The organism is Flavobacterium akiainvivens (genome assembly GCF_001278115.1).
Taxonomy (GTDB): Bacteria; Bacteroidota; Bacteroidia; order Flavobacteriales; family Flavobacteriaceae; genus Flavobacterium; species Flavobacterium akiainvivens.
In genome coordinates, this window is record NZ_LIYD01000005.1 from 2,144,977 (window position 1) to 2,158,752 (window position 13,776).

Annotated in this window: 13 protein-coding genes; 4 read left to right on the forward strand and 9 right to left on the reverse strand. The window is 45.9% G+C overall.

Annotated features, from left to right (window positions below):
- Positions 1-62: 62 nt before the first annotated feature.
- A complete protein-coding gene (locus tag AM279_RS09605) occupies positions 63-752 on the reverse strand; it encodes an HAD family hydrolase (RefSeq protein ID WP_054407750.1) in 690 nt (229 codons plus the stop codon).
- A 78-nt stretch (positions 753-830) separates the two neighbouring features.
- Between AM279_RS09605 and AM279_RS09610 the strand changes: the two genes are divergently transcribed.
- Positions 831-1,589, forward strand: a complete 759-nt coding sequence (locus AM279_RS09610; protein WP_054407751.1) for a hypothetical protein — start codon at positions 831-833, stop codon at positions 1,587-1,589.
- Positions 1,590-1,657: 68 nt separating this feature from the next.
- Here AM279_RS09610 and ilvA read toward each other — a convergent pair whose 3' ends face one another.
- The 8 genes from ilvA to AM279_RS09650 form a co-directional block, all read right to left on the reverse strand.
- Positions 1,658-2,920, reverse strand: a complete 1,263-nt coding sequence (gene ilvA, locus AM279_RS09615; RefSeq protein ID WP_054410255.1) for a threonine ammonia-lyase IlvA — start codon at positions 2,918-2,920, stop codon at positions 1,658-1,660.
- Between the two features lie 171 nt (positions 2,921-3,091).
- Positions 3,092-4,138: a ketol-acid reductoisomerase gene (gene ilvC, locus AM279_RS09620; RefSeq protein ID WP_054407752.1), complete on the reverse strand. Its 1,047-nt coding sequence runs from the start codon at positions 4,136-4,138 to the stop codon at positions 3,092-3,094.
- Between the two features lie 214 nt (positions 4,139-4,352).
- On the reverse strand, positions 4,353-4,940 hold the full coding sequence (ilvN, locus tag AM279_RS09625) for an acetolactate synthase small subunit (protein WP_054407753.1): 588 nt from the start codon (positions 4,938-4,940) through the stop codon (positions 4,353-4,355).
- A 122-nt stretch (positions 4,941-5,062) separates the two neighbouring features.
- Entirely contained in the window at positions 5,063-6,820 is a 1,758-nt protein-coding gene (gene ilvB, locus AM279_RS09630; protein WP_082344307.1) for a biosynthetic-type acetolactate synthase large subunit, read from the reverse strand.
- Between the two features lie 82 nt (positions 6,821-6,902).
- On the reverse strand, positions 6,903-7,673 hold the full coding sequence (locus AM279_RS09635; RefSeq protein WP_054407755.1) for a hypothetical protein: 771 nt from the start codon (positions 7,671-7,673) through the stop codon (positions 6,903-6,905).
- A gap of 107 nt (positions 7,674-7,780) precedes the next feature.
- Entirely contained in the window at positions 7,781-9,460 is a 1,680-nt protein-coding gene (gene ilvD / locus AM279_RS09640) for a dihydroxy-acid dehydratase (protein ID WP_054407756.1), read from the reverse strand.
- Positions 9,461-9,688: 228 nt separating this feature from the next.
- Positions 9,689-10,597 carry a branched-chain amino acid transaminase gene (locus AM279_RS09645; RefSeq protein ID WP_054407757.1) on the reverse strand — a complete coding sequence of 303 codons (909 nt, stop codon included), beginning with the start codon at positions 10,595-10,597 and terminating at the stop codon, positions 9,689-9,691.
- A 371-nt stretch (positions 10,598-10,968) separates the two neighbouring features.
- A complete protein-coding gene (locus AM279_RS09650; protein WP_054407758.1) occupies positions 10,969-11,916 on the reverse strand; it encodes a LysR substrate-binding domain-containing protein in 948 nt (315 codons plus the stop codon).
- 119 nt (positions 11,917-12,035) lie between these two features.
- On the opposite strand from AM279_RS09650, the gene AM279_RS09655 reads away from it, so the two are divergent.
- The 3 genes from AM279_RS09655 to can all read left to right on the forward strand — a co-directional run bounded on the left by AM279_RS09655 (position 12,036) and on the right by can (position 13,743).
- Complete coding sequence (locus AM279_RS09655; protein WP_054407759.1) at positions 12,036-12,530, forward strand: Dps family protein; 495 nt, start codon at positions 12,036-12,038, stop codon at positions 12,528-12,530.
- 56 nt (positions 12,531-12,586) lie between these two features.
- On the forward strand, positions 12,587-12,874 hold the full coding sequence (locus tag AM279_RS09660) for a hypothetical protein (RefSeq protein ID WP_054407760.1): 288 nt from the start codon (positions 12,587-12,589) through the stop codon (positions 12,872-12,874).
- Positions 12,875-13,101: 227 nt separating this feature from the next.
- Complete coding sequence (gene can / locus AM279_RS09665; RefSeq protein ID WP_054410256.1) at positions 13,102-13,743, forward strand: carbonate dehydratase; 642 nt, start codon at positions 13,102-13,104, stop codon at positions 13,741-13,743.
- Positions 13,744-13,776 lie beyond the last annotated feature (33 nt).

The window sequence follows — 13,776 nt, forward strand, 5'->3', positions numbered from 1 at the left end:
GCCCGTAGGGCGGGGTGGTTAAACCTGAAACTTTACCCGAGCCGAAGGCGAACGGAGCGAAGCTAAACCTGAAACAAACTCAAAACTTCCCTTATATCCTTAAACGCTTTAAAGTTGTGGTGTACCACCTCATGGTCTATACGCTCGTGCGCCCATGTGGTGTGAAACGGAATATGGCAGGCATAACCGCCAATTTCCAGCACCGGCAGTACATCGCTTTTAAGCGAATTGCCTATCATCATAAACTCATGCGGTTCAATTTCCAGGCGTTTCAGCATCTTTTCATAGTTAAGCGGCTCTTTTTCGGCCATAACCTCTATGTGGTGAAAATACGGCCCAAGCCCGCTGTCGTGCAGTTTGCGCTGTTGGTCTTTCAGGTCGCCCTTGGTAGCCACTACTAATTTATACGTACCGTGAAGCGCCGCCAGGGTTTCCTCAACCCCGTCAATCAGCTCAATAGGTTTTTGAAGCAGTGTTTTACCCAGGTCCAGAATTTTGGTAATATGCTTATTGCTTATGGTGCCGTTACTTATGGTAATGGCCGTTTCAATCATGCTCAAAATATAGCTTTTAATACCATAGCCATACAGCGGCAGGTTTTTAATCTGTATGCGGAACACCTCCTGGCTAATGCCCTGATGGCTCAGGTAGTCTTCCATCAGTACGCAAAAGGCTTTCTCGGTTTCCTCAAAATAAGGCTCGTTTATAAACAGGGTATCGTCAGCGTCAAACGCAATAACTTTAAGGTTCATAGTGTAGTGTTTGAATGATAAAGGTATTGGAAAATCATTTAAATTAGTAAATTTATTAAATCCAATATCCTCATAAATATGAAAGCATATATTGATAACAATATAATTATTGATTTTGAACAAAATACCTTAACAAAAGAAATGCTTTTAGAAAACGTAGATTCAACAATAAAAATGTTCTTCTACTCTTCTGCACATTTGCAAGAGGCTAATGAAATAACTGGATTAGATAACGAAAAGACGGAGAATTTGATCAAAAGATTTAACAGTATTTCAAACATCACAGATAACAACTATTTACATCACGAGATAAAAACAAAGAAAATTTATCATCTTATCCAAAATCCGCAAACCGTTTATAATGATGTAACAGAAATTAGCTTTGCGCAAACATCTATGAAATCCATCGTTAACACAATTAACGAAGAACAAAAACAATTATTTAGAGATCAATTAGGAATTAATTCAAAAGAGTTAAATAATTATAGTGCTGTAGAGGTAGTAAATCATATTAATAGTAAAAAAGATTTGTTCGGTGGCATGACAATGGTTGAACTTATAGAAAAGGCAATTGAATTACATCCACAAAATGAAGATTTTGGACTTCATAATAAAATAAGTGGTCTTTTTGAGCTTTTAGACATGATAGGTTATTGGAAAGATAAATACAGTCCAAAATCAAACTATGCTAGGCTATGGGATTCAAGCCATACTTATTATTCGTCGTTTTGTGATTATTTTATATCTGATGATAAAAAAACCAGAAATAAGGCTAAAGTTGCTTTCTATTTATATGGAATAAACACAAAAGTAATTTCTTCAAAAGGGCTTGAATAAATAAAGCCCCGGAGCATTACCCCGGGGCGCAATTTTTAAATCGTTAAATCCTTTCAATTTTTAAATATCTAAACCAAAAGATTTAGCAAATGCAGCTGGTTGTTAAGGTAGTCTACATAAAAGCCTCGTTCCTTCATATTACTTAGCAGCATATCGAAATCAGAGGCCTGCTTTAGCTCAATGCCTACTACCGCCGTGCCTTTTTCCTTGCTGTTTTTCTTGGTATATTCAAAGTGCGTAATATCATCGGTCGGCCCCAGTACGTTCATAACAAACTCGCGGAGCGCACCCGGCCTTTGCGGAAATTTTACAATAAAGTAGTGCTTAAGCCCCGCATACAGCAGCGCGCCCTCCTTTATTTCTTCCATACGGGTAATATCATTATTGCTTCCGCTGATGATACACACCACGTTTTTACCCGCTATCTGCTCCCTGTACTGCTCCAGCGCCGCTACCGATAGCGCACCCGCAGGTTCGGCCACAATAGCATCTTTATTGTACATAGAAAGGATAACCTGGCAAATACGGCCTTCATCAACCAAAAGCATGTCTGATAAAGTCTGGCGACAAATTTCAAACGTCAGGTTACCCACTTTTTGCACGGCAGCCCCATCAACAAACTTGTTGATGCGGTCTAAATGCACGGCCTCGCCTTTTTCGAGCGCTTTTTTCATGCTGGGCGCACCGGTAGGCTCTACGCCAATGATTTTAGTATCGGGCGAAAGCTGCCGGAACACACTGCTCAGCCCTGATGCCAGCCCGCCGCCGCCTATGGGCACAAACACATAGTCTATATGCTGCGGAAGCTGCTCAATAACCTCAAGACCAACGGTAGCCTGTCCCTCAATTATATGTGGGTCATCAAACGGGTGAATAAACACCGCCCCGCGCGAATCGCAAAAATCGAGCGCGGCATCTTTGGCTTCGTCAAATGTATCGCCTGCCAAAACCACAGTAACATAATCGCCACCAAACATTTTTACCTGCTCCAGCTTTTGCCCGGGAGTGGGTGTAGGCATAAAAATAGTGCCGTGTACCTGCATTTTATTGCACGCAAGTGCCACGCCCTGTGCATGGTTGCCCGCGCTGGCGCACACCACGCCCTTAGCCAGTTCGCTTTCATTAAGCGTAGCCATTTTGTTGTATGCCCCGCGAATTTTATACGACCGCACCTGTTGCAGGTCTTCGCGCTTAAGGTAAATATTGGCGCCATAGGTTTCAGAAGCCGTGCGGTTAAGCTGCAATGGCGTTCGGTTTACAATGCCGCGCAGCCTTTCGGCCGCCTGCTGCACCTGTTCTATGGCAGGAAAGTATGTTGTATGGGTATTCATGTTGTATGGTTCAACCCTACACGCCGTCATTGCGAGCAGAGCATAGCAATCTTGCTACACGCCCCTCATGTCATGCTGAGCTTGTCGAAGCACCCTAAAAGATTGCTTCGTCGTTCCTCCTCGCAATGACGAACCAGGTGGGGATTATTTAATTCGCTGCCAGCGTATGGCTTAGTTATTCTCCGGCCTCAGGCTGCGCACAGTTTTGCCCGCTTGCCACATTTCGCTTTCGCGGAGTTCGGCCAGTTCGGCATCAAGCTTCACGCGATAGTCTGATTTACTGTTGCTGCTAATAGAATATCCGGCCTCTTTACCGGTAGCAACGCTGTTGTACAGTTCTTCAAACACCGGCTTGGTAGCATCTTTAAAACGCTTCCACCAGTCAAGCGCACCACGTTGTGCGGTGGTAGAACAGTTGGCATACATCCAGTCCATACCGTTCTCTGCCACAAGCGGCATAAGCGATTGCGTAAGCTCTTCAATAGTTTCGTTAAAAGCTTCGCTCGGACTGTGCCCCTGCTCACGAAGCACTTCATACTGTGCGGCAAAAATGCCCTGTATGGCTCCCATAAGTGTACCACGTTCGCCGGTAAGGTCAGAGTACACTTCCCTCTGGAAATCGGTTTCAAACAGGTAGCCTGAGCCTATGGCAATACCAAGTGCCACTACCCTGTCCCAAGCCTTGCCGGTTGCGTCCTGAAATATGGCAAAGCTGCTGTTTAGCCCGCGGTTTTGCAAGAACATCCTCCTTAGCGATGTACCCGAACCTTTAGGCGCTACAAGGAAAACGTCTACATTTTCCGGCGGCACAATGCCTGTTTGCTCGTTAAAGGTTATACCAAACCCGTGAGAGAAATATAATGCCTTGCCTGCAGTAAGGTTTTCCTTAACCAATGGCCAGTATTCAATTTGCGCGGCATCGCTAAGCAGGTAGCAGATGATAGTGCCTTTTTGCAGGGCTTCCTCAATTTCAAAAAGGGTTTCGCCGGGTACAAAGCCATCGGCAACGGCCTTATCCCATGAAGCCGAGTTTTTGCGCTGGCCCACAATAACGTTAATACCGTTGTCTTTTTGGTTAAGCGCCTGGCCGGGGCCCTGAACGCCATAGCCTATTACGGCTACTACTTCATCTTTAAGTACTTCCTGTGCTTTCTGTAACGGGAATTCATCGCGGGTAACCACGTTTTCTTCTACCCCGCCAAAATTTAATTTTGCCATTTGTTTGTTTATTTTTCTAAATTAATTAATAGCTACTTAGTTGCTGAGCTGCTGAGCCTCTTAGCCAGCTTCGCCCAGTTTTTAAAAAGATTACTTCGTCAGTTCAGCTGCGCCTCGGGTGCTTCGTCGTTCCTCCTCGCAAGGACTCTGTGTGCCGACACTGCGTTTGAGTGAAGCTGCCCCCTCTCCAAAGGAGAGGGCTGGGGAGAGGCTCTTACATACTGAAAACCCCATCCCGCTTATCTAAAAACTCATTCTCGACGACGGGCTCGCCTGGCTTGGATGCTTCAAACTCCAGCACAGCATTGTGCAGGCCTTCGCTTGCTTTTATGATTGCAATACGGGCGCTGCGTACAAACTCTATAAGCCCCCAGGGCTGCAGGGCTTCCGCCAAAGCGTCTATTTCCTCACGGTGGCCACAGGTTTCAAACACGGTATAATCGTTTCGTATAACCACCGTATTGGCCCCGTACTGGCGCAGCAGGCGTTCTACCTTAACCTGTTCGGCTATAACCTTGGTAGGCACTTTGTACATGGCCATTTCCTGCCACACAATTTCATCATCGGTATTGTACATTACCTTCAGCACCTCTACCTGCTTTTCAATTTGCTTGGCCAGTTTTTGCACTACCTCTTCGGTTTCGGTAATTACAATGGTAAAGCGATGGATGCTCTCCACTTCGGTAGGCCCGGCGTTTATACTTTCTATATTGATCTTCCTGCGCGAGAATATTATGGCAATACGGGTTATAAGCCCCACCTGGTTCTCGGTATATACGGTTATGGTGAACTCTTTTTTCATTTTTTTCTAAGGTACTTAGTTACTAAGGTTCTGAGGTTCTTAGCCAGCTTCACTCGAACCCTTTACCACTCAGCCGAATGAGCAGCTCTCTTTATGACTTTTGACTTTCGGCTTTCGACTGACTACGCCATTTCATCCCTGCCCAGCACAATCTCGCTTACGCTCTTGCCCTGTGGCACCATGGGGAATACATTATTCTCCTTGCCTACCATAACTTCAAGCAGGTAACTACCGTCATGGTTGAGCATGGTTGTAAGGGCTTCGGTAAGGGCTTCGCGTTTTGAAACACTGTTACCCGGAATGCCATACCCCTTAGCTACCTGAACAAAATCAGGGCTTTGTATATCAACAAACGAATAGCGTTTTTCATGGAAAAGCTGCTGCCACTGGCGCACCATTCCAAGGAAACTATTGTTGAGTATCAGTATCTTTACATTGGGTTTAAACTGCATGATGGTGCCAAGTTCCTGGATGGTCATCTGGAAACCGCCATCGCCAATAATGGCCACAGTAGTGCGGCTTGGGTCGCCATACGCTGTACCAATTGCCGCCGGAAGCGCATAGCCCATTGTGCCAAGTCCACCGCTGGTAACATTACTTTTAGAATACACATATTGCGCATAGCGGCACGCCACCATTTGGTGCTGGCCCACATCGGTCACAATAATGGCCTCGCCTTTTGTGAGCTCGTTCAGTATTCTGATAACCTCTCCCATTGTAAGTACCTCATCGGTTGGGTTCAGTTCGGGGTAAATTACTTTTTCTTCCTCACGCTTCTGGCAGTCGGTAAACTTACGATGCCATGCGGCGTGGGTTTTCTTTTCAACCAATCCTGTAAGCAGCGGAAGCGTTTCCTTACAATCGCCCCAAACGGGAACATCAGCTTTTACGTTCTTGTCAATTTCAGCAGGGTCTATATCCAGGTGGATGACTTTGGCCTGTTTGGCATACATATCGAGCCTTCCGGTAACGCGGTCATCAAAGCGCATGCCTATGGCTATCAGCACATCACACTCATTTGTCAGCTTGTTAGGGCCGTAGTTGCCGTGCATACCCACCATGCCTACGCCCAGCGGATGGTCAGTCGGTATGGCGCTCATGCCCATTATGGTCCACGCCGAAGGGATGCCTGCTTTCTCAATAAATGCCTTAAATTCTTCTTCAGCCTTGCCAAGGATAACCCCCTGCCCAAACACCACAAACGGGCGTTCGGCTGCGTTAATAAGCTTGGCGGCCTCAGCTATATATTCCTGTCGGATAACCGGCTTGGGTCTGTAACTACGAATAAAGCTGCACTTTTCATACCCCTGGAACGCTGTTTTTTGCAACTGGGCATTCTTGGTAATGTCTATCAATACCGGACCGGGACGCCCGGAGCCCGCTATGTAAAACGCTTTTGCGAGTACTGTTGCAATCTCATCGGCATCGGTAACCTGGTAGTTCCACTTGGTTACGGGCATGGTAATATTTATCACATCGGTTTCCTGAAAGGCATCTGTACCCAGCAGGTGCGCAAATACCTGCCCGGTAATGCAAACCAGCGGGGTGCTGTCTATCATGGCATCGGCAAGGCCGGTAACCAGGTTGGTAGCCCCCGGGCCGCTGGTGGCAAACACCACACCCGTTTTGCCCGATACACGGGCATAGCCCTGAGCCGCATGTATGGCACCCTGCTCATGGCGCACCAGTATGTGCTTTAGCTTATCGTTATAATCATAAAGCGAATCATAAATGGGCATAATAGCCCCACCGGGATAGCCAAAAATGGTGCTAACCCCTTCGGCTAAAAATGCCTCAAGCACTACCTGCCCCCCGCTGTGGGTTTTAGGCGCTTCGGGCTGCGGCTGAGCCGGTGCTGTTTTTTCTATCGTCTTTTCCATAGACATTTATTTTTTGGGCCTCACCCCCAACCCCTCTCCAAAAGAGAGGGGAGTGAGCTTCACTCAGCCCTGAATTGATATTTTATTTTGGCCGTTTAAGTGAAACCGTCATGGTATCTACTTCGGCCTGATTATTATAAATAACCTGAACCCTATTTTCTCCAACTTTTTTCAGTAGCCCCGGAAAGGCTTTCAATTCTCTTTCAAGGCGCCGGTTAAGTGTATCGTTAGCGGGGATGCCTATCTTTTTTTGATGCCCAAAATAACCGTAAACATCCACAAATCCCGGGCGGTCTGGTAATTGCCAATCCCACATGATAAATGAATAGAGCTCCTGCCACTTTTTATTTTTATAAGTAACAACATACCAGCCGTTCATGCTTGAGGCATCGGCATAATCTACTACATAAGACACTTCATCTGTACCATCGCCGTTCAGGTCGCCCTCATTTTTCAAATAGGCAATACCATAGAGTTGTTTCTCCTTAGATATCCTGAGCGTATCGATACTCCTGTTATCCGAAAGGGCAAAAGAATATGGCCTTTTTCTTACAACTGAATCCCACATTTGCCAGTCGTCTTCAACATTATCATAGAACTTATACGCTTCTTTCTTATCCCTGCGGCTGTAATAGTGCTCCACAAGGTTTTCGGGCTTGCCATCGCCATCAAAATCGCCTGTTATTACAAAGCGGTAGCCAAAAACCGGTATTGGATCTCCCTTTAGAGAATCTTTCTCTACCGTAACAGAATCTATTGTTTTGGCTACAGCCGATGCGGGTTTCTGAACCTCCTTTTTACAGGAAGCCATAAACACCGCTACTATTAAAAGGGCAAACACCCTGGTTTTCATAGTTTTTTATTTTTTTAACTATACTCTTTAACCACCCCGCCCTGCGGGCACCCCTCCGTGGGAGGGGAATAGCTTCACTCAAACCTTAAATGCGGGTGCGGCCCGCTCTAAAACTCGTCGGTTACACACCCTTCGGCCGCTGATGACACCGTGCGGGCATATTTGTACAGCAACCCGCTTTTTACCTTCAGCTCCGGCTGAATCCACACGGCACGGCGCTGTGCCAGTTCGGCATCCGTTAGCTTTACGTTTATGGTATTGTTCACGGCATCAAGCTCAATTACATCATTATCCTGCACCAGGCCTATAACACCACCTTCGTATGCTTCGGGTGTAATGTGCCCCACTACAAACCCGTGTGTACCTCCACTGAAACGCCCATCGGTAATCAGGGCTACGCTTTTGCCCAGGCCTGCGCCAATGAGCGCACTGGTGGGCTTCAGCATCTCCGGCATTCCGGGAGCGCCTTTAGGGCCTTCATTCTTTATTACAATTACATCACCATGCTGCACCCTGCCGTTGGCTATACCTGCAATCAGGTCTTTTTCACCATCAAAAACACGGGCCGGGCCGGTAAACGTTTCACCCTCCTTGCCGGTAATCTTGGCAACACTTCCCCCACTTGCCAGGTTTCCGTACAAAATGCGCAGGTGGCCGTCAGGCTTAATAGGGTCAGATACAGGGCGGATGATTTTTTGCGTTTCAAAGTCAAGTGCAGGAACGTCTGCCAAATTTTCCGCTACCGTTTTACCGGTTACAGTAAGGCAGTCGCCGTGCAGCATGCCCTGCTCCAGCAGGTATTTCATAACGGCAGGAATACCGCCGTTGTTGTGCAAATCCTGCATTAAATACTTGCCACTGGGCTTAAAATCAGCCAGTACGGGAGTAACATCACTCATTTTCTGGAAATCATCCTGCGTAACCTGTACGCCCACACTTTTTGCCATAGCCACAAAGTGCAATACGGCATTAGTACTGCCACCCAGCACCACAATAATACGCAGGGCATTTTCAAACGCCTTGCGGGTCATGATATCGGTAGGCTTTATGTCTTTTTCAAGCAGCAGTTTTATGTACTTACCTGCATCCAGGCATTCCTGCTTTTTCTCCGGGCTCAGGGCCGGGTTAGATGATGAGTACGGGAGGCTCATGCCCAGCGCTTCTATTGCCGAAGCCATGGTATTTGCCGTATACATACCGCCACACGCACCCGCACCGGGGCACGCATTGCGTATAACACCCTGAAAGTCTTCATCATCCATAGTACCGGCTATCTTCGCGCCAAGCGCCTCAAACGCCGAAACAATATTAAGGTTCTCGCCCTTGTAGCAGCCGGGGGCTATAGTGCCGCCATATACCATAATACTTGGCCTGTTGAGCCTGCCCATAGCCATTACGCTGCCGGGCATGTTCTTGTCGCAGCCGGGTATGGTTATTAGCCCATCATAATACTGGCCGCCACAAATGGCCTCTATACTGTCGGCTATTACATCGCGGCTTACAAGGCTGTAGCGCATGCCATCTGTACCGTTGCTCATGCCATCGCTTACGCCAATGGTGTTGAAAATTAGGCCCGCAAGGTTGTTATCCCACGTGCCCTGCTTTACAATTTCGGCAAGGTCGTTAAGGTGCATGTTGCAGGTGTTGCCGTCATACCCCATACTGGCTATGCCCACCTGTGCCTTGTTCATATCATCATCTGTAAAGCCTATGCCATACAGCATGGCCTTTGCCGCAGGCTGTGTACCGTCCTGCGTAAATATTTTTGAATACTTGTTTAATTCCATTTGTTTGTTTAAGGTTTGCTTCGCCAGTTCGGCTAAAGCCTCGTGTCAGGTTTAAAGTTTCAAGTTGCTTACTCATGCCCCAAAGCCTTGACTGTATTTTAGTTTGTTTTTGTTTTGTTTGTTATTTGCTCCCCTGGCTAAAGCCAGGGGCAAAGCATCACGGTGCAATCTGAAAACTGCGACTGTGACTGACCCGAGGCAAAGCCGAACAGAGCGAAGCTAAAACTGCTACCTGCTATCTGCCACCTGTAATCCCTTAAACTCCTCAAGGCTTTTGCCCAGGGTAAGGTTGCGGTAAGCTTTCTGGACAACGGCGCACAGGCTGTCATCCCAGTTTTTAGTGAAAGGCACATCGTCAAGCGAATCCAGTGCCAGCACCTCGGCCGCAGTACCGCAAAAGAAAGCCGCATCGGCACCACGCATTTCATCAGGCGTAAAGAATTTTTCCTCAGCGGGAATATCAAGCTCCTTGCAAATGTCCAGCACCGTGGCACGCGTTATCCCCGGAAGGATACTGCCCTTTGCAGGCGTGTACAGCACGCCGTCTTTTTCAAAAAACACGTTGGCACCGCTGCTTTCGGCCACGTTGCCGTTGGCATCCAGCACCAGGGCTTCGTCATAGCCTTTATCTTTTGCTTCCTGGCAGGCCAGGATTGAGTTTACATAGTGGCCGCTTACCTTGGCTTCAATCTTAAACGCCTTGGGGTTAGGGCGCTCAAAGCTGCTGGTCATAATGCGCATTTTATTGGCCATATAACCGTTAGTCCACTCCCACGCCTCAATGGCCAAATAGCTTTCCTTGCCTTTACTAAGCGACATATTAGGCGAGCAAAATACCAGCGGGCGTATGTAAGCATCGGTAAAGCCGTTTTTCTCTAAAACCTGTTCGGTAAGGGCAATAAGCTGTTCTGTGGTATAGTTAAACGGCATATACATAAGCTCTGCACTGCGGCGCAGGCGGTCATAATGCTCTTTTGCCTTAAAAATTACAGTTCCGCTATCAGTCTTGTAGGATTTAATGCCTTCAAAAATGGCATAACCATAGTGTAACGACTGCCCGTAAAGGTCGGTTTTGGCTTCGGCGGCTTTAACGAATTCACCGTTAAAATAAATAATGGTGTTGCTGGTAAAGTACATAATGCTTCTTTTTTTGTATTGTTTGTTACTTTGTCCTGGTTTGCGATAGGGCCAAAAAAAAGCCGTTTCGCTAAGGGAACGGCTTTTATTTTTTGGTTGTGATATGTTACATTACATCATAAAAGCATCCCCGCACTATGGCCAATAATGACAATAATGAGAACAATGGCGTGTATGATGTTGTTTTTCTTCATAATTAACTATGGCTAAATTAGGAATAATTTTGACTTAGCCAACAAAACATGAAAATTTTTTAAGCGAAAACGTTTTTTATTGCTTTACTTAACAAAATATCGTTAATAAATTTACACATATCGCAATTCAAACAAAACTTTACCAGCTGATTTTAGGAAATCTTCAACAAAAAAATCCTACTTTTTTTGCAGCGGACTTGTAATTTCCACATTTTGAAAGGTTATTGCCCCCCTAACCACACCGGCAATCACTCCGCGAAGGGCTTCTATAATGTGCAGCTTAAGTTCTTTCTTGTTATAAATAAGGCTAACCTCACGGCTTGGCCTTGGCTCTTTAAAGTGGCGCAGCTTGGCGGCCGACTTAGGTGCCATATCAAGGGTGTGCAGGTACGGCAGCAGCGTCATGCCCAGGCCTTCATCGGCCAGGCGCACCATGGTTTCAAAACTACCGCTTTCAATCTGGAACGGCACATCGTTAGGCAAACCGCTTGCCTTACATATATTAAGCACGTTATTACGGAAACAATGCCCGTCCTGTAGCAGCAGCACGTTGCTCAGGTTTATTTCAAGGTCGTTAGCATCAAACTCCTTTTTGCCGAACGATGGGTTATTCTCCGGCACATAAGCCACAAAAGGCTCATAATACAGCACCACCTCTTTAATAAAGTCTTCGTTAAGCGGTGTGGCGGCAATGGCTGCATCAAGCTGGCCGTTTTTCAGCATACGGATAATTTCTTCAGTAGTGCGCTCCTCTATAATAAGGTTCACCTTGGGGTACTTTTTTATAAAGTTGTTCATAAACATGGGCAGCAGCGTGGGCATAATGGTAGGTATGATTCCCACCTTAAACTCCCCACCTATGTAGCCCTTTTGCTGGTCTACAATATCTTTAATACGGCCGCTTTCGTTTACAATATTTTTGGCCTGGGCCACAATCATCTGGCCCACATCGGTTAGCTGAATTGGTTTTTTACCCCTGTCAAATATTTGTATATCAAGCTCTTCTTCAAGCTTTTGAATTTGCATACTCAGCGTGGGCTGGGTTACAAAACATTTTTCTGCGGCAACGGTAAAGTTTTTATGCTCGGCTACAGCCAAAACATACTGAAGTTGTGTAATGGTCATCTCGTATAGATATTTATGATAAAATTATAAAAATGATTGATAAATCCTATAGCCAAAATGCGTAATTTTATGTAAATTTATTTGATGTAAAAACTTACATAAACTAACAAATACACACCATGGAAACAAAAGCGAAAGAAATAAACATTTTGGGCCTACCCGTAGAAGATGCAGAGGTTATTGCTGCCGAACTGAACATACTATTGTCTAACTTCCAGATATACTACCAAAACCTGCGCGGCCTGCACTGGAACATCCGCGGCAAGCGTTTTTTTCAGCTGCACGTAAAGTTTGAGGAGCTGTATAACGATGCCCAGGCTAAAATAGACCTTGTGGCAGAGCGTGTACTAACACTGGGCTCTACCCCGCTGCACACCTTTGAAGATTATACTGCCAACAACCAGCTTGAGGTGGGCAAAAACATAAGCAAAGACACTCACGCCATTAACCTTATTATAGACTCTCTTGCGCACCTGCTAAAAATTGAGCGCGTAATACTTGACGAAAGTGCCAACCGCAACGATGAGGGTACAAACGCTATGATGAGCGACTTTATAAAAGAGCAGGAAAAAACCATGTGGATGATGAAAGCATGGATGGAAGAAGAAATTTAATGCAAGATTTACACTTAAAAAACTGTAATATCTAAAATTTCATTATCTTCGCAGGTATGAAGGCTTGCGTTCACATAGTACTACTCCTGTTCATCACCTTTCTTTCGGCGCCCACAATTGTGAGCCTGCTGCAAGACAGGAATGATGACAAGGTTACTGTTATGATAAGCCTTGAAGAGGAAATACAAAAGGAAATAAAGGAAATTAAAGTTTCGCCATACCAGCCTTTTGAATTTGCTTATGTACCCGTACAAAAGAAATCTGCACTTATAATATCAAAAAATCCCCACGGACATAAAACAGTCTCTGGGGATATTTTTATTCCCCCTCCTGAACACGCATAATATAATGTAACTCACATACGTGGGATTTAGCAGGCAAATGTTTCCGGACGTTTGCAACCGCATTATTTATGGCTTTGGCAGGAAATCTCTTTCCCCATAATACCCCTTTATACCTGCACAAAAGTGCCATAAGGTTTGCGTCCGGGCATTGCCTCCCACATAGCATTGTATTTATTTATGCCTGTGCACTTTATGCATTAGGCTACACCGCAATTAAGGAGAAAAATATGGCTTTTAATGATGATGGCTTTTATGCCAAAATTTTAGATAACAACAAAAAATGGAGCGCAGCAAAACTTAATGAAGATGCTGAGTTCTTTAAAAAACTGGCTAAAGGCCAGGCACCGCCCCTATTGTGGATAGGCTGCTCAGACAGCCGTGTGCCTGCCAACGAGGTTATAGGCGCTGCACCCGGGGAGGTTTTTGTGCACCGCAACATAGCCAACATGGTTATACATACCGATATAAATATGCTTAGCGTGCTGGATTATGCCGTTAATGTGCTTAAGGTAAAACACGTTATTGTGTGTGGCCATTATGGCTGCGGCGGCGTTAAGGCAGCTATGGGCAACGACCAGAACCCCGGCATTATAGACAACTGGATTAGGCATATAAAAGATGTATACAGGCTGCACCGCGACTACCTGGACAGCATTGCAAACGAAGAAGAAAGGTTTAACACCTTTGTAGAAATAAACGTAAAGGAGCAGGCTTTTGACCTTGCCCAGACAAGTATAGTACAAAACGCCTGGAAAAACGGGCAGGAACTTTGCGTGCACGGATGGGTGTATGGCCTTGACAACGGTATTGTTACCGATCTTGAGGTTACCCTGTGCAGCAACCAGGACCTTGCACGGCTGGGCCGTTAGAAGATTAAGTTAGGTGTGTTTTTAAAAGCTCCC